The 17,379-nt window shown below is 55.8% G+C and carries 13 protein-coding genes and 1 riboswitch; of the genes, 10 read left to right on the top strand and 3 right to left on the bottom strand.

Annotated elements, in window-relative coordinates:
* Positions 1-74: 74 nt before the first annotated feature.
* The 10 genes from ftsZ to Q0O33_RS08655 all read left to right on the top strand — a co-directional run bounded on the left by ftsZ (position 75) and on the right by Q0O33_RS08655 (position 12,280).
* Positions 75-1,568: a cell division protein FtsZ gene (gene ftsZ, locus Q0O33_RS08700; RefSeq protein ID WP_295498384.1), complete on the top strand. Its 1,494-nt coding sequence runs from the start codon at positions 75-77 to the stop codon at positions 1,566-1,568.
* A gap of 118 nt (positions 1,569-1,686) precedes the next feature.
* The gene (locus Q0O33_RS08695) at positions 1,687-3,372 is read left to right on the top strand and encodes a BTAD domain-containing putative transcriptional regulator (protein WP_366048513.1); all 1,686 of its coding nucleotides are present in this window, start codon (positions 1,687-1,689) and stop codon (positions 3,370-3,372) included.
* Between the two features lie 39 nt (positions 3,373-3,411).
* The gene (locus Q0O33_RS08690) at positions 3,412-4,563 is read left to right on the top strand and encodes a deoxyguanosinetriphosphate triphosphohydrolase (RefSeq protein ID WP_295498380.1); all 1,152 of its coding nucleotides are present in this window, start codon (positions 3,412-3,414) and stop codon (positions 4,561-4,563) included.
* Complete coding sequence (locus Q0O33_RS08685) at positions 4,560-5,216, top strand: NAD-dependent epimerase/dehydratase family protein (RefSeq protein WP_295498378.1); 657 nt, start codon at positions 4,560-4,562, stop codon at positions 5,214-5,216. Before Q0O33_RS08690 ends, Q0O33_RS08685 begins: the two co-directional genes overlap by 4 nt.
* Before the next feature lie 34 nt (positions 5,217-5,250).
* A riboswitch (glycine riboswitch) is annotated at positions 5,251-5,339 on the top strand.
* A gap of 182 nt (positions 5,340-5,521) precedes the next feature.
* The gene (gene gcvT, locus Q0O33_RS08680) at positions 5,522-6,670 is read left to right on the top strand and encodes a glycine cleavage system aminomethyltransferase GcvT (protein ID WP_295498376.1); all 1,149 of its coding nucleotides are present in this window, start codon (positions 5,522-5,524) and stop codon (positions 6,668-6,670) included.
* The gene (gene gcvH / locus Q0O33_RS08675; RefSeq protein WP_295498374.1) at positions 6,667-7,038 is read left to right on the top strand and encodes a glycine cleavage system protein GcvH; all 372 of its coding nucleotides are present in this window, start codon (positions 6,667-6,669) and stop codon (positions 7,036-7,038) included. The genes gcvT and gcvH overlap by 4 nt, the downstream gene beginning before the upstream one ends.
* 36 nt (positions 7,039-7,074) lie before the next feature.
* A complete protein-coding gene (gcvPA, locus tag Q0O33_RS08670; RefSeq protein ID WP_295498372.1) occupies positions 7,075-8,433 on the top strand; it encodes an aminomethyl-transferring glycine dehydrogenase subunit GcvPA in 1,359 nt (452 codons plus the stop codon).
* 32 nt (positions 8,434-8,465) lie between these two features.
* Complete coding sequence (gene gcvPB / locus Q0O33_RS08665; RefSeq protein WP_295498436.1) at positions 8,466-9,998, top strand: aminomethyl-transferring glycine dehydrogenase subunit GcvPB; 1,533 nt, start codon at positions 8,466-8,468, stop codon at positions 9,996-9,998.
* Positions 9,995-10,624 (top strand): DUF938 domain-containing protein, encoded by a 630-nt coding sequence (locus tag Q0O33_RS08660; protein ID WP_295498370.1) that lies wholly within the window; start codon positions 9,995-9,997, stop codon positions 10,622-10,624. Before gcvPB ends, Q0O33_RS08660 begins: the two co-directional genes overlap by 4 nt.
* Positions 10,625-10,720: 96 nt before the next feature.
* On the top strand, positions 10,721-12,280 hold the full coding sequence (locus tag Q0O33_RS08655; RefSeq protein ID WP_295498368.1) for a fatty acid--CoA ligase: 1,560 nt from the start codon (positions 10,721-10,723) through the stop codon (positions 12,278-12,280).
* Between the two features lie 18 nt (positions 12,281-12,298).
* Here the strand turns inward: Q0O33_RS08655 and Q0O33_RS08650 are convergent, their stop codons facing one another.
* The 3 genes from Q0O33_RS08650 to Q0O33_RS08640 all read right to left on the bottom strand — a co-directional run.
* A complete protein-coding gene (locus Q0O33_RS08650; protein WP_295498366.1) occupies positions 12,299-13,600 on the bottom strand; it encodes a UDP-glucose/GDP-mannose dehydrogenase family protein in 1,302 nt (433 codons plus the stop codon).
* Positions 13,601-13,741: 141 nt separating this feature from the next.
* On the bottom strand, positions 13,742-14,866 hold the full coding sequence (gene wecB, locus Q0O33_RS08645; RefSeq protein WP_295498364.1) for a UDP-N-acetylglucosamine 2-epimerase (non-hydrolyzing): 1,125 nt from the start codon (positions 14,864-14,866) through the stop codon (positions 13,742-13,744).
* 106 nt (positions 14,867-14,972) lie between these two features.
* The coding region (locus tag Q0O33_RS08640) for an efflux RND transporter permease subunit (RefSeq protein WP_295498362.1) at positions 14,973-17,379 on the bottom strand (2,407 nt) is incomplete at its 5' end.

Below are 17,379 nucleotides of genomic sequence, written 5' to 3'. Positions count from 1 at the left end.
GGTGTGCGCGTTACGCTTTTGTGTCAGAAGCATGTAAATTTCGAACAAGCCAAAGAGGCTAAGGGGATAAAATTATGAGCATCAATATCGGACCACCCATGGTTGACGAATTGAAGCCGAAAATTGCAGTTATTGGTGTTGGTGGTGCCGGCGGTAACGCGGTTGCTAACATGATAAAAGCGAAGGTTGAGGGCGTTGATTTCGTCGTAGCCAATACCGATGCGCAGGCATTGAACGCTTCTCCTGCGGATTATCGTATTCAGATTGGGCCCGAGATTACGCAAGGTCTCGGCGCGGGTTCGCGCCCCGAGGTCGGACGCGCCGCTGCAGAAGAAACCATTGAGCAAGTGAAGTCCGCTTTGGCTGGTTGCCATATGTGCTTCATCGCGGCTGGCATGGGCGGCGGAACCGGAACTGGTGCTGCTCCCGTCATTGCGCAGGCGGCACGCGAAATGAACATATTGACGGTTGGCGTCGTTACGAAGCCTTTCCTTTTTGAGGGATCGCGCCGGATGCGTTCGGCAGAATCCGGCATTGCTGAACTGCAGCAGCATGTTGACACCCTTATCGTTATTCCGAACCAAAACCTGTTTTTGGTCGCCAATCCGAACACGACGTTCAAAGAGGCATTTTTGCTTGCCGACGAAGTTCTGCAACAGGGTGTTCGTGGGATCACTGACCTGATGGTCATGCCTGGCCTGATCAACCTTGATTTTGCCGACGTCCGGTCCGTCATGCATGAAATGGGCAAGGCGATGATGGGCACTGGGGAGGCTGAAGGTGATGGCCGTGCGCTTGAAGCAGCGGAGAGGGCGATCGCAAACCCGTTGCTCGACGGTGTGTCGATGCAAGGCGCAAAGGGCGTCATCGTTTCTATTACGGGCGGTGAAGACATGCGCCTGATGGAAGTAGACGAAGCTGCCAACCACATCCGTGAGCTGGTAGATCCCGATGCAAATATCATCTGGGGTTCGGCGTTTAATGAAAATCTGAACGGCAAAATCCGCGTTTCGGTTGTGGCAACCGGTATCGACAATGAAGGCGTAGCCACATCACCAGCAACGCAATCGCGTACACCATTTTCGTTCAGCCGTCCGGCACCCGAGCCCGTTATGGCGGCTGCGGCGCCAACAGCGACATTGTTCGAAACCACCGAATCCGCGCCAGTTGAAGAACCAAATGCGGTTACGAAACCAGAAGCTGAGGCGGAAGACGACAGCTTGATCTTGGGTAGTGATTTCGAGGCCCACGAAGCTGATGAGGAAGCTACGGAAGCTAGCGAAGGAAGGTCGCCCGAATCGAGCGCCTTTGTTCCTACGTCTTGGGCAGGTGCCGATGCGCTTGAACTCAATACGCCCGCCGACGCAACACCAGTGCCTGTACCTGTTGATGTAACGCAGGCGCCTGAACGTGCCGCGCCCCGCATTCCTACAGGTGGCACGTTGTTTGAACGCATGTCGAACCTGTCACGCGGTCTTTCCCGGTCCGATGATGAAGATGACAAGGGCCCCGATGGCGCAAGCAGCACCGGCGTTCCGCGTTTCCTCGATAGGCAGAACAACTCCTAAGCTGCGTGCGCAGCGCAGTGTCATTTCGTCCGCTTTAGGCAACCGTTTGTCGGAGCACAGCGTAAACATGCTTTGCGTCCGGCAATCGGCATTTCAATAAGGGCGAATGAATGTGACCATGTTACGTGATGCCGGGATATTCTGTGCGCTCGCTTTATCATCCGGGGTGTTCGCGCAAGCCGTTGACGAAAGTGCGCTTGAGGCACTTGACGAAGTGTCTCCCGCTGCACCGATATATTCGGAGCCCGCTGGGGCGGCCGAGTTACGTGCGGCCATGCGCCGGATATCCTTTAACCCCTCCGATGCGGATGCCATGGCCGATGCTGGTGATGCTTCGCTTGCCTTGGGGGATGCCAATGCCGCTTTGAATTTTTTTACGCGCGCTAATACGCTTCGCCCCGGGAATAGCCGTATCGTGTCAGGTCTGGCGACGGCGACCGTGCGCACGGAAAATCCTTTTGAAGCACTGCGTTTGTTTGATCAAGCCGTCCGCTTGGGCGCGAATGAGCGTTCGATTGCGCTGGATCGCGCATTGGCCTTTGACTTGTTAGGTAATTTTGGCCGCGCGCAGCAGGACTATAAACTGGCGCGGACAGCGTCCACCTCGGATGACCTCACCATCCGCCAAGCGGTATCCTTGTCTCTGGCAGGGCAAAAGGAAGCAGCCGATGCTATGCTGGTTCCTTTGCTGCAACGCAACATTGCCACTGCGTGGCGTGCCCGGGCTTTCATGCTTGCGGCGCGTGGAGATCTTCGTGAATCGACGAAAGTTGCGCAAGGCTTCATGGATGCCAGTTCGGCGCTGCGCATGGAGCGTTTTTTTCGGCTAATGCCTTCTTTGACGGATGCGCAAAAGGCAGCGGCAATCCATTTGGGGCATTTCCCGACGAGCCAAGCGGTTGGGCGTGACAGTGAACAGGTACGCCGCATTGCATCGGCGCTTCCGCAGACACCCATCGCTTCCGGGGATAACCGGCTTATTCCGTCCGGGGCTGCGCTTGGACCAAAAGTGGCGCTTGCGCGCGATAGCAAAACCACACCGAAGCCTTATGGTAAACGCGACCGAAAGACACAGGAACGGCAGGGAACTCAGGCTATCGTAGCCAACGTTCCCGAAGCACAAAAGCTACCCAAGACAGACACTGGGCGCCCATTGGTCAGTGCGGCAGTGCCAAGGCCGACAAACACGCTGACGCCTGCGCCATTTCCCGCCCAGGCGCAAAATACTGCGGTTGATGCAGCGCCTCAGTCGAAGCCCGCTGTCATTACGCCGCAACCAACCCAAAGCGGCGGGTCAATGAAGGAGGCGCCGCCGATATTGCAGGCCGCTTCAGTTGCCGTGCAAGCGCCTGAACCCGTGCCTGCGGAGCGTGTTGCGTCATCCCGTTTCGACCTAGGCGCAATTGTGGAAGCCATTGATATTCCGGAGAGCGAACAACGGCCCTCGCAAATTCCCGTCGATTTGAAAAAACTTAAACCAGTCGTTAAGATCGACCCTAAGCTTGCGGCCAAGGCCAAGGCTGAAAAGGATCACCCCGCGCGCTTTTGGGTACAAATCGCAACCGGAAACGCGAACGCTCTTGGCTTTGACTATCGCAAACTTTCCAAAACTTATGCGGGATTGCTTAAATCCCGGAACGCCTTCACGGCCGAATGGGGCAGAACGGACCGGCTCTTAGTGGGCCCTTTTGCGGACCAAAAAGCCGCGAAAAAATGGGAGGGCGACTATAAAAAGGCGGGTGGTGATGCCTTTATGTGGAAAAGCGAGATTGGCGAGATCGTTAATCCGTTGAAAACAAAATAGCGGCTTTCGGTTTACGACACTTGGCGGCATAAGCGCGGCATGTCGCATCTCGCCCCTTATGCTTCCTTTCCTGACCTTAGCCGTGGTCGTCTGCATGCCGAACCGTCAAGCGATATGCGCGGACCCCGTGACATTTTCCAGCGCGACCGTGACCGCATCATCCATTCGATCGCGTTCCGCCGCCTGCGCCACAAGACGCAGGTTTTTATTTCCCCCGATGGTGACCATTTTCGTGTCCGCCTGACACATAGTCTTGAGGTAGCTCAAATTGGCCGGACGATTTCCCGCGCGCTGGGTTTAAATGAAGATCTGACCGAAGCCTTATGTCTGGCCCACGATATTGGCCATCCACCCTTTGGCCATGCGGGTGAGGATGCGCTTGAAGAGGCGATGAAGCCCTATGGCGGGTTCGACCATAATGCGCAGACGCTGCGTACCCTGATGCAGCTTGAATCGCCGTATCCGTCATGGCCGGGTTTGAATTTAAGCTGGGAACTACTGGAAGGGCTGGCCAAACATAATGGTCCGGTTGCCAATCCCGGTTGGGCCTTGGCCGAATTGAATGCAGGTTTTGACTTAAACCTGACCGATTGGCCGTCGTTGGAGGCGCAGGTCGCGGCGATTAGCGATGATATCGCGTATGACAATCACGATATTGACGATGGCATCAGGGCAGGGTTGCTCGACATGGATCAATTGCTTGAGCTGCCGTTCGTGGCGGAGCGTTGGCAGGCCATATTGGCGCGCTATCCTGATGTACGGCCACGCCGCTTGATCGGCGAACTAACCCGTGAACAGATTGGCGTGATGGTCAATGATGTGATTGAATCCACGCGCGGGAGGATAAACGAATTGGGTATTAAAGACGCACATGACGTGCGCAATGCGGGTGTGATGATCGGTGGATTTTCGCCCGATATGGCGTCGCGAGAGCGGCGGCTCAAGAAATTCATGTATCAAAAGCTCTACCATCACCCCACGCAGAATGCGGCGGCGGTGGAGGCGTCGAAAATCGTGCGGGAATTGTTTGTGGCCTATCGCAACGATGTGAGCCTGCTGCCGCCCGAATGGCGCGAGAATTTGCCGGACGAAGACCCCGCGCGCAGCCGCCATATTGGCGACTTTCTAGCCGGGATGACCGATCGTTACGCCACCGACCGGCACCGGGAACTCTGTGGGAAGTCGGCGTGACGCGGAAGATTGTCATTGCCGGTGGCTCGGGCTTGGTCGGAAAACAGTTGGCGGATTTACTGGCTCGCAAAGGCGTTGAGGTCCATTTGGTGTCACGTCGCCCTTCCGCAGCAGCAACACCCAATTTGCATGAGCATGTCGCCCCAAGCGATGATTGGTCGGCGATTGTCGCGCGAATCAACCCTGCTATCGCCATTTCGTGCTTGGGAACCACAATACGCACCGCAGGATCGCGTGAGGCTTTCAAGGCGGTCGATCACGACCTCGTCCTTGCCTTTGCAGCGGCCAGCCATACAGCCGGAGCGCAACATTTCATAACGATATCATCCGTGGGCGTCATGCCAGCCAGTAGCAATTTCTATCTTAGGAACAAGGCCGAGATGGAACAGGGGCTTCGTAACATTGGCTTTCAACGGTTGGATATCATGCGCCCAAGTCTGCTGACCGGTGGCAAGCGCGACGCGCACCGTCCGGGTGAGGCATTAGGGATTTTATTGTCGCCGTTGGCTGACAGGCTGATGATGGGACCGATGCGGAGATTTGCCTCAACACCATCTCATGCATTGGCACAGGCCATCGCGGCGTTGGCAGATAGGTCTGACGATGGTGCATTTATCCACGAAAATGATTCTATCCGTGCGCTCGCCGGTTGACTCTGCAATATGCTAACGCCAATGGAGGAACGTCGCTGACGAAGCGGGAGAGCGTTCCTTAAAGGGACCGCCGAAGGAGCAACCGCCCCGGAATCTCTCAGGCAAAAGGACCGCTTCGGCTTTTGCGACACTCTGGAAAGCGCGTGTTTTGGCCGTTTGCCAAGATACGCCACCGAAGGTGTAACCTGCTTCATTTGCCATGCGCGGCAAATATCGCGGATAAAGCTCTCAGGTACCCGTGACAGAGGGGGCAGCAGACTTGGCGCTATCCAGCGTCGGTTGCTGCAACTTTTGAACGGACTGATATGAGCGAAGAAGACGCATTCGAACTCGAACCCATTGAAATATTAGAGCTACCGCTCGACATATGGCATCGCGACAAAGGCGCGCGCATGGTCGAATTTGCGGGCTATCACATGCCTATCCAATATGACGGCATCATGGCCGAACATATTTGGACCCGCGAGAATGCTGGACTCTTCGATGTAAGCCATATGGGTCAGTTGATGCTGACCGGGGATGGTGCCGCCGAAGCGCTTGAGGCGCTGGTCCCCGGCGACATTTCGGCCCTTAAAGAGGGCAAGATGCGCTATTCGCTGTTGCTGTCCGAAGATGGCGGCGTGCTGGATGACATGATGATAACCGCTGTGCCCATGGGCCTTTATGTCGTCGTCAATGGCGCGGTGAAGTGGGACGATATGGGCTATCTGCGCGAATATCTGCCTGACGAAATCACCATCAACAATATGGAAGACCGCGCATTGTTGGCGCTGCAAGGGCCCAAGGCGGTCGATGCGTTGAAACGTGTCGTGCCGGGCGTGGACGCACTGTATTTTATGGAGGCGGGTTCATTTTTCTGGGGTCCCAAGACTGACCCTGAGCCGCTTTGGATCAGCCGTTCGGGCTATACAGGCGAGGATGGCTTTGAAATTTCCGTGCCAGCAAGCCGCGCAAAGGCATTGGCAGACCAATTATGTGCGCAACCAGAGGTTAAGCCGATTGGCCTTGGCGCACGGGATTCGCTCCGGCTTGAGGCGGGCTTGCCGCTCTACGGTCATGACATGAACCCTGATGTGGAGCCCGTTGAAGCCAACGCCGCCTTTGCCATCTCCAAACGTCGCCGGGCGGAAGGTGGCTTTGCGGGGTCTGAGCGTATCCTAAATGCGCTTGCCAATGGCCCGTCACGCAAGCTGGTCGGCCTTTCTGTCGAAGGCAAAATGCCCGTCCGCGAAGGCGCGCCGATCTTTGTAGGCGAAGCGCAAGTGGGCGTCATTACCTCCGGAGGCTTTGGCCCAAGCATCGGCGCGCCCATTGCCATGGGCTATGTTGATGCGGCCCATAACGCCGTTGACACCCCGCTTGAGGCCGAAGTGCGCGGAAAACGCGTATCCATAACGGTCGCAAATCTACCCTTCATCCCACATCATTATCATCGCAAAGGAGCAAGCACATGACCCGTTATTTTACCGAAGATCATGAGTGGATCGACGTTGATGGCGATACGGCAACAGTCGGCATCACGCATTATGCGCAAAGCCAATTGGGCGACATCGTGTTCGCTGAAGTTCCTGCGGCAGGCGCGACCTTGAAAAAAGGCGGCGACGCAGCGGTCGTCGAATCGGTAAAGGCCGCATCCGACGTCTATGCCCCCGTCAGCGGGACAGTCATTGAAGGCAATGACGCCTTGGAAGGCGACCCTGCTTTGGTCAACAGCGACCCCGAAAGCGAGGGCTGGTTCTTCAAACTGACCTTAAGCGACAGCAGCGAGCTCGATAGCCTCATGGATGCGGCGGCCTATCAGGCATTTGTCGACGGACTTTAAGACAATCCGCTCGCACGGCGGGCTATGGAGGTTGAAATGCGTTATTTACCGCTAACCCCTTCCGACCGGCAGGCGATGCTGGCCGTCATTGGGGCAAAGTCGATTGATGATTTGTTCGTTGATGTGCCTGCGCAAGCGCAACTGGATGGGCCAATTCAAGGCCTACCCAATCATGCTAGCGAAATGGCGGTAGAGAGGCATTTTTCCGAACTTGCCCGCCAGAATATCACCGCGTCGCATCATCCGTTCTTCTTGGGCGGAGGCGCATATAAGCATCATATACCAGCGAGCGTGGACCATATCATCCAGCGCGGCGAATTTCTGACCGCTTACACGCCGTATCAGCCCGAAATCGCGCAGGGCACGTTGCAGATGCTGTTTGAATTCCAGACGCAGGTTGCGCGACTGTTCGGTTGCGATGTCGCCAATGCGTCGATGTACGACGGGTCGACCGCGTGCTGGGAAGCCATTGGCATGGCTGGCCGCATTACCAAGCGGACAAAGGCACTGCTGTCGTCAGGGCTGCACCCGCATTATGTCAGCGTGGCCAAGACGATGGCGCAATATACCGGCGATCGTCTGGACACCGCCTTGCCAGAGCTTTCGGCCCAGACGGACAGCTTGCGTTTGCTGGACACCATTGATGACGAGACAAGCTGCGTTGTTGTGCAATATCCCGACATATTGGGACGCATCGAGGATATGTCCGCGATTGCAGCCAAGGCGCATGCGCATGGCGCATTGCTGATCGCGGTCGTGACGGAACCCGTTGCCTTGGGCGCGATTAAAGCCCCCGGTGAAATGGGCGCGGACATTGTGGTGGGTGAGGGGCAGTCGCTTGGCGTCGGTCTGCAATTTGGTGGGCCCTATGTCGGCCTGTTTGCGTGCAAGGAAAAATTCGTTCGCCAGATGCCCGGTCGCTTATGTGGTGAGACCGTGGATGCCGAAGGCAAGCGCGGTTTTGTTCTGACCCTGTCTACACGCGAGCAACATATTCGCCGCGAGAAGGCGACTTCAAATATTTGCACCAATTCAGGTCTTTGTGCGTTGGCCTTCAGTGTACATCTAACGTTGTTGGGTGAGAAGGGCCTGCGCGGATTGGCAAGCTTGAACCACGCGCTTGCGGTGCAGGCGGCGGATAGGCTGACGCAAATTTCGGGGGTGGAGTTGGTCAACGACAGCTTCTTCAACGAATTTACGTTGAAGCTGCCCAAGGAGGCGCGACCCGTTGTGCGCGCGCTTGCCGACCGCAAGATACTTGGCGGCGTGTCGCTTGGTCGTCTTTACTCTGGAGCTGATGCATTACGTAACGGCCTGCTTGTCGCCGTCACGGAAACCGCCACGAGCGAGGATGTCGAAACATTCGCCACCGCTTTGCAGGAGATTTTGGTATGAGCAGCATCAACCAAAGCGGATGGAAGCCCGAAATGGGCAATGCCGACGACACTGCCCTTGCAACTTATACCGGCAACAAGGCGCTGATGCTGGAAGAGGCGTTGATTTTCGAGATTGGCACCGCCGGAACAACCGGCGTTGATCTCGCCGATGCACCGCAGGTCGCTGCGCGTCTTGGTAATCTGGAACGGCACCGCGACATTGGCCTTCCCGGCCTGTCGGAGCCTGAGACGGTGCGCCATTATACGCGCCTTAGCCGTCAGAATTACGCGATTGACCTCGGTTTCTTCCCGCTGGGAAGCTGTACGATGAAGCATAACCCACGCCTGAATGAAAAGGTCGCGCGCATGGCTGGTTTTGCCGATGTGCACCCGTTGCAGCCGGTCGAGACAGTCCAAGGTGCGCTAGGCGTAATTTACGAACTCGCCCATTGGCTCGTGACGTTGACCGGCATGAAGGCCGTTGCGATGTCGCCCAAGGCAGGGGCGCATGGTGAATTGTGCGGCATCCTTGCCATTCGCGCGGCGCTGACCGCGCGCGGCGATGCGCGTTCGGTGATCCTCTGTCCCGAAAGCGCGCATGGCACCAATCCGGCGACGGCGGCCTTTGCAGGTTATGCGGTGGAGAATATTCCCGCGACATCGGAAGGCCGCGTTGATCTGGCGGCGTTAAAGGCGCGACTTGGGCCCGATGTTGCCGGTGTAATGATTACCAACCCGAACACTTGTGGCCTGTTCGAGCGAGACATGCGCGACATTTCGGACGCAGTGCATGCGGCGGGTGGTTATGTCTATTGCGACGGCGCGAATTTCAACGCCATTGTCGGCCGCGTCCGCCCCGGCGATTTGGGCATCGATGCTATGCACATCAACCTGCACAAGACTTTCTCCACCCCCCATGGCGGCGGCGGGCCCGGATCGGGGCCCGTGGTCCTGTCCGAAGCGCTTGCGCCATATGCGCCTTTGCCCTTCGTCGTTAAGGATAAAGATCATTATAGGCTGGTTGAAGAAGAAACAGCTGGCGCGCACCACGGATCCAGCTTTGGCCGTATGGTCGCCTTCCACGGGCAAATGGGCATGTTCACCCGCGCGTTGGCGTACATCATGTCACATGGCGCCGATGGCTTGCGCCAAGTGGCCGAGGACGCCGTTCTGAATGCTAACTATATCTTGCGCAGTCTGGAAGATGTGCTTGAGTCACCATTTGCCCATAGCGGCCCTTGCATGCATGAGGCATTGTTCAGTGATAATGGCTTGGCCGATGGTTATTCGACGCTCGACATTGCCAAAGGCCTGATTGACGAAGGCTATCACCCGATGACGGTGTATTTCCCGCTCGTGGTGCATGGCGCGATGTTGGTGGAACCGACCGAGACTGAGAGCAAGGCCACGCTGGACCAGTTCATTGGCGCGCTGCGCAGTGTTGCTGAACGGGCCAAGGCCGGTGATCCGTCGCTAAAATCCGCGCCGCATCATGCGCCACGTCGTCGCCTGGATGAAACCCAAGCTGCGCGTAAGCCCGTGCTCGTATGGCGCGAACCCGAACAAGCGGTTGCAGCGGAATGAGTGGGCCGCAGCCCTTTGTTTTTCAAGCTGGCGCGGACGTAAAACGCCACGCGCCAGCGACGGAGCGCAACCGTGATGTGATTGCGAAGACATTGGCGCGCTTGTTGCCGGCGGAAGGCCTTGTGCTCGAAGTCGCAAGCGGAACAGGCGAACATGTTGTGCACTTTGCAAAGATGTTTCCCGCGCTGACATGGCAACCAAGCGACACAGACCCCATTGCCCTTGCGTCAATCAACGCTTGGCGGGCGGAGTCCGACGTGCCGAATGTGCGACCTGCGATGTTGCTGGACGCGTCGGCAGATTGGCCGATATCGCAGGCGGACGCTGTAATCTGCATCAATATGACGCATATCAGTCCATGGGCCGCCACCGTCGGCCTATTGCACAAGGCAGCGCGGCTATTGCCGCCGTCTGCCGTGCTTTTCATTTACGGACCCTTCAACCAACGCGGCGTCCCGCTGGCCGACAGCAATGCTGCTTTCGATGTATCGTTGCGGCAACAAAATGCCGAATGGGGCCTGCGCTACGTCGAGGACATTGTAGAAAAAGCGGACGACGTAGGGTTACGCCTTAATCGAGTTATCGCTATGCCAGCGAACAATCTATCGTTGATTTTCCGCGCTTAGCCGTGCGCAAATCACATCATTGACATGCCGCGATAATCTCTCAACACATTGCATCAGGCCTCTGCGAAAAAATGGCCAGTGCTAGGAGAGAATGATATGGCCGTTGCCAGTTACGACATACTGAGCTTTGATGGTTTTTTAACGCACTGGGCTGCAGAACGACCGGCCTTGGCCGCGCTGTCACAAGATGACCACCATTTTACTTATGGTCAGTTGGAGGAGCACACCGCGAAAATTGTCGCGATGCTGCTTGGGTTAGGCCTGAAAAAGGGCGACCGGATTGCCTGGATTGGCAAGAACAGCGATCTATACTTTGCGCTTTTTTACGGCGCGGCGCGGATTGGTATCGTGATGGTCCCCGTCGGATGGCGCCTTGCGCCTGCGGAATGGGACTATATTGCTAAAGACACTGGCGCGCGCGTGCTCTTTGCAGGCCAGGGCTTTGAAGCAGGCGTTCGCGCGTTGGGCGACCAGACAGAAACCGTCGAGCGCGTGATTAGCGAGGACGACGCTCGGCGATTGATCGCGGAGACGCCGCGCATCGCATTTGAATCGGCTGGCCCCGATGATGCCGTGCTGCAACTGTATACATCCGGCACGACAGGGAACCCCAAAGGTGCTGTTCTATCCAACCGCAACCTATTTGCACTGCGCAGGCAATCAGCTGATGAGGAACATGCCTATAGCAAATGGGAAGATGATGAGGTTGTCCTCATCGCCATGCCTTGCGCGCATATTGGCGGAACTGGACTTGGCATCATGGCCATGGCGTCAGGTCTGCCCGCGCTTGTACAGGCGGAGTTCTCGCCAGATTCCGTTTTTGATGGTATTGAGAAGGGCGGGGCAACCAGGCTTTTCATCGTCCCGGCCGCTTTGCAGATGATGGTCAACCACCCGCGTTGCCGCAACGTAGATTATAGCCGCCTTAAATATATCCTCTACGGCGCAGCGCCCATTCCTCTGGAGCTGCTGCGCCAATGTATGGATGTGTTCAGCGCAGAATTTATTCAGGTTTATGGTATGACGGAAACCACAGGCACCATTTGTATGTTACCGCCTGAGGACCATGATCCCAATGGCAACAAACGCATGCGTTCGGCTGGTAAACCGCTTCCTGGCGTCGAATTGCGCGTGGTGGATGGTGCCGGGAACGATGTTCCGGTGGGCGAAGTGGGTGAGATTTGGACGCGGTCGTCGAACAATATGATTGGCTATTGGAACTTACCCGACGCGACGAAAGGCACGGTTGCCGATGGTGGCTGGATTAAAACCGGCGATGCTGGATATCTCGATGAGGACGGATATATGTATATCCACGACCGCGTGAAAGACATGATCATCACCGGCGGCGAAAATGTCTATCCCGCGGAGGTAGAAAGTGCGATTTACGGACATCCCGATATATTGGAGGTCGCGGTGATTGGCGTGCCGGACGCCAAATGGGGGGAGGCGGTGAAGGCGGTATGCGTTCCCAAACCCGGTGCACAAATTGACCCCGAAAGCGTCATTGGTTGGGCACGCGAACGCATTGCCGGCTTTAAGGTGCCACGTTCCGTTGACATCATTGCAGCGTTGCCACGCAATGCCTCTGGCAAAATCCTCCGCAAGGATTTACGCGCGCCATATTGGGCTGGTTTTGAACGGCAGGTAAACTAACGCCGCTCAGAATGGAAATTAGCGCCCCACGCTAACATATTCAAACCCTGCTGCGGCTGTATCTTCAGGGCGGTAGATGTTACGCAAATCCACAAGGACATCGCCCGCCATGGCTGCGTGTAGTTTTTTGAGGTCGAGTGCGCGATAGGCATCCCACTCAGTGACCAACGCCACGGCGTGCGCGCCTTGTGCGGCATCATAAGCGCTGTCGGCCATGATGACATCTGGGAGGATTTTTGCGGCTTCTTCCATACCCTCGGGATCGTGGGCGTGCACGATTGCCCCCGCATCGAGCAAAGTTTGGACAATCGCAATGGACGGGGCATCGCGCATATCGTCGGTGTTGGGCTTAAACGTCAGGCCAAGCAGGCCAATCTTCAGGCCGCGTACATCGCCGCCCAGCGCAGTGATGATCTTGCGACCCATAGCACGCTTTCTAAGGTCATTTGCCTGCACGACAGCCTCGACTATCCGAACGGGTGTTTCATGGTCCTGCGCGGTCTTGAGGAGCGCGAGAGTGTCCTTTGGAAAGCAGCTGCCGCCATAGCCGGGGCCGGCATGCAGAAACTTCGACCCTATACGGTTATCAAGGCCAATGCCGCGCGACACGTCTTGCACGTTCGCGCCCAGTTTTTCGCAAAGGTCGGCCATTTCATTGATGAAGGTAATCTTCGTCGCCAAAAATGCGTTGGCCGCATATTTGATCAACTCCGACGAACGGCGGCTGGTGAACAATAAGGGCGATTCGTTGAGGAACAGCGGACGATACACAGCGCGCATGACATCGCGGGCCCATTCGACATCGCTGCCGACGACAATACGGTCTGGGCGTTTAAAGTCCCCAATCGCTGCGCCTTCGCGCAAGAATTCGGGGTTGGATACCACCGCAAAGTCCAGATCAGGGCTTGTTTCGCGGATGATCCGCTCAACTTCGTCGCCGGTGCCGACTGGAACGGTCGATTTGGTAACAACAACGGTGTGCGGATCGATAGCGCGCGCCAATTCTTCGGCAGCAGCATAGACATAGCTCAAGTCCGCATGGCCATCACCACGACGCGAAGGCGTGCCCACGGCGATGAAAACAGCGTCGCACCCTTTGACCGCTTTGGTAACATCCGTTGAAAAGCTTAACCGGCCTGCATCGACATTCGATTTAACAAGCGCGTCAAGGCCGGGCTCGTAAATCGGCATGATGTTGGCGTGCAGGCGGGCGATTTTGGACTCGTCCTTGTCCACGCAGACAACTTCATGGCCGAAATCGGCAAAGCACGCACCAGACACAAGGCCTACATAGCCCGAGCCGATCATAGCAATTTTCATCAGTTATCCTTCATAAAGGCAGTATCCGAATGTGTGCGCCTTATGACGTTATTCGTGCAGGAACAAGTCTTGCGGTATTCTATTCTCAAGCCAAGCCGAAACATTCCAGAGTTACAAAATGATAGCTGAGGGATATAAGATTTATTGTTGGCGCGTATTCCAGATAATGTGCGCGATGCGCTGGCTGGCATGCCCGTCCCCATAGGGATATTGGGCACGCGCCATCTCTGCATAAGCGGCGTCATCGTCCAAAAGAGCGAATATTTCCGAAACGATGCGTTTTTTATCTGTACCAACCAGTTTCGCACTGCCCACGAGAACACCTTCTGGACGCTCGGTCCTGTCGCGCAGGACCAAGACCGGTTTGCTGAGCGCCGGCGCCTCCTCCTGAACACCGCCGCTGTCGGTTAACATGATATGGCTGATCGATAACAGACGCACAAAGCTCGGATAATCGAGCGGTTCAATCATGGCGACATTGGGTAAGTCCCCCAAAGTCGCATTCATGGCCGTACGGACTTGCGGGTTCATATGGACAGGGAAAATACATGCCACGTCGTCACGCGCGGCGATGGCTTTTATGGCCGCAGCGATGTTCGCCATGCCTGTACCAAAATTCTCTCGGCGGTGAGCGGTAATTCCGATGATTTTACGACCGCGAAATCGGGCCTCCAGCGGTGCAAGGTCAATAATGAGCGACGGATCGCGGACGATCTGCTTTAAGACCCAGTGCAGTGCATCTATAACGGTATTACCAGTTACAAAGACACGATCGGCAGGAATAGATTCTGCTCGTAAAGCGGAAGCGGAGGTCTCAGTTACGGCGAAATGCTGGCTGGCAATATTGCCGATAATCTTACGGTTCACTTCTTCGGGCCATGGTTGATATATATCATGGCTGCGTAATCCCGCTTCGATATGGCTAACCGGAATTTTGCGATAATAAGCGGCAAGCGCACCGACCATAGCGGTTACGGTATCGCCCTGAACGATGACGCGGTCTGGTTTTGCGCTGTCCAAGACCATCCCAATTGTCTTCAGCAGGCGTGCCGTTAGCATGTCAAGGGATTGTCCCGGACGCATGAGGTCGAGGTCATAATCTGGGATGATGTCGCTGATCGATAGCACTTGGTCCAGCATGTACCGATGTTGCCCGCTGACCAAGACTTCGGTCACCATATCCGGATATTGCGACAGCGCGTTTATAACTGGGAACAGTTTAACGGCCTCGGGCCGCGTGCCGAAAATGACCAAATTCTTATACATCTATAGTCCCTGCAACCTCGGCCTGCTCCAAGATTGCAGATAATTATAACGTATTAAAAAATAATGAAATTTACTTTACTGGACGATCTGTCGCCTGGAACGCGCGCTATGACGACGGCGCTTCTTGCGCTTTCATTTCCTGTTCCAAGCGGCGGGATATTGCCTCTGGAGAGCCTGTATATTTGGCAAGTCGCGTATAAATGAGCGGGATGAGTATAAGTGTTATGAAGGTCGCCAGTGTAACACCGAAAACAATCACGACACCGATGGCAGACCGCGCAGCGCCACCCGCTCCACTCGCAATAGCTAAGGGAATTGCCCCGAATACCGTGGCGATAGATGTCATCAGAATGGGCCGCAAACGACGGGTAGCGGCTTGCTGAACGGCTTCCAATATCTCCATACCCTCGTCGCGCAACTGGTTGGCAAATTCGACGATCAGAATTCCGTTCTTCGCTGCTAGGCCTACGAGCATCACAATGCCAATCTGGCTATAGAGGTTCAAGGTCATGCCCGTCAGCGCTAGGCCAATAATCCCACCCCCGACCGCCAATGGTACCGTCATAATGATGGTGACGGGGTGAACAAAACTTTCAAACTGTGCGGCAAGCACGAGATATACGAGAAGAATGGTCAGTAAGAATACCAGCATGATTGAACCGCCGGTTTCTTTGAAAGCCTGGCTTTCGCCGCGATACCCAACCGCCAAAACTTCGGGGGAAGCAGCGGCTTGCTCTTCCAAAAAGGCCAAAGCCTCCCCCATGGAATAACCCGGCGCCAGCCCGCCCTGAAGCGTGATCGCGCGGAGTTTGTTGAAGCGACCCAAGTCCCGCGCGCCCGCAGTTTCGGTATATTTGATTAGGTTGGCGAGCGACACCAAAGAGCCGTCGCGCGTTCTGAGCTGGATTGCGGCGAGGTTTTCGGGGGTTGCACGATCCGCTGCATCTGCTTGCACGATGACACGATATTCTTCGCCACGATCCAAATAGGTCGATACCCGGCGTGAACCCAAAAGGGTTTGTAGCGCTTGGCTTACCTCCGCCACTGAGATTCCAAGGTCGCCCGCGCGGGATGTATCGACCTGAATCTCCATTTGGGGTTTGGTTTCCTTATAGTCGGAATCCATATTCACCAGTCCAGGATTTTCGTTTGCGGCGGCCAATATGCGGTCACGTGCAACGCTCAGCGATTCATATGTTGAACCTGCAATCACGAAGTTTACAGGCTGACCACGCCCGCGTCCGATGGACGACCGTATCGAAGCATTGCCGCGAATTGCAGGTAACTCAGCGAGGATTTTGTTGATCTGCACAACCACATCTTCGGTTTTTTCCGTGCGTTCTTCCCATGGTTTCAAAAAGACCAGGAATGTCCCGTTGTTGAAATCATCACTCGGTCCAAATCCGCCGGGCGTTCGCTGAATGACCGATCGCACGGTTCCTTTGTCGATCAGCTTCACAATCGGTTCCGAAGCTTGAAGCATGAATTTGTCCATGGCTTCGTAACCAGTGCCTTCAGGGGCAGAAACACTGACGTTCAGATTGCCGACATCCTCGGCTGGTGCGAGTTCCGACTGTAATGTTGTAAACATAAAACCGGCAAAAAGAAGAAATCCAAGCACGCCAAGCGAGGCGGTTAAAGGCTTTGCGATTACCCGCGAAAGCAGATTGGCATAACGCCTCTCAAGCCTCTGGAACTTGTCATCTACCCATTTTGCAACCCGCCCACGATCTTGTTTCTTCAAAAGCTTTGAACACAACATCGGCGCAAGGCTAAGCGCGATAAAACCCGAAAAGGCGACAGCTGCGATCATCGCGCCTGCCAATTCGCGGAACAGCAAGCCAGTCTGGCCAGCCAAAAACATGACAGGCACAAACACTGCGCAGACAACGACGGTGGTGGAAACGACGGCAAACGCCACTTGCCGCGTTCCGGTTACTGCCGCGACCAAAGGTGGGTCCCCTTTTTCAATGCGGTGATAGACGTTTTCAAGCACAACAATGGCGTCATCGACAACAAGGCCAATAGCTAACACCATTGCCAGTAGCGTCAGCAAGTTGATTGAGAATCCGAGGAACCAGAGGACGGCAAAAGTGGCGAGTAAGCAAATAGGTACCGTGACAGCGGGAATAATGGTCGCACGCCAGCTCCCCAAAAACAGGAAGATGACCAACACAACCAGCGCTGCTGCTTCGGCCAGAGTAACCCACACGCTGCTGATCGCCGTGCTGATGAACAGGGAATCATCGGAGCCTGCCGTGATTGTCATGCCCTGTGGCAGCGAAGGCTTTATTTGTTCGGCAAGTGCCTTTGCGCTTTCGGCTACGGCCAAGGTATTGGCGCCGGATTGGCGGACGATACCCATGCCCAAGGCAGACTCTCCATTTAAGCGAAACGCAGCATAAGGGTTTTCCGCACCCGTTTCGACCCGCGCCACATCACCAAGTCGGATAAGCGACCCATCCGCGCCCCGCGTGACAATCAACTGGCGAAATTCGGCTTCATTACCAAAG

Origin of the sequence: Sphingorhabdus sp. EL138 (assembly GCF_945862485.1) — a bacterium.
Lineage (GTDB): Bacteria > Pseudomonadota > Alphaproteobacteria > Sphingomonadales > Sphingomonadaceae > Sphingorhabdus_B.
This window is presented reverse-complemented; position numbering and strand designations above follow the sequence as displayed.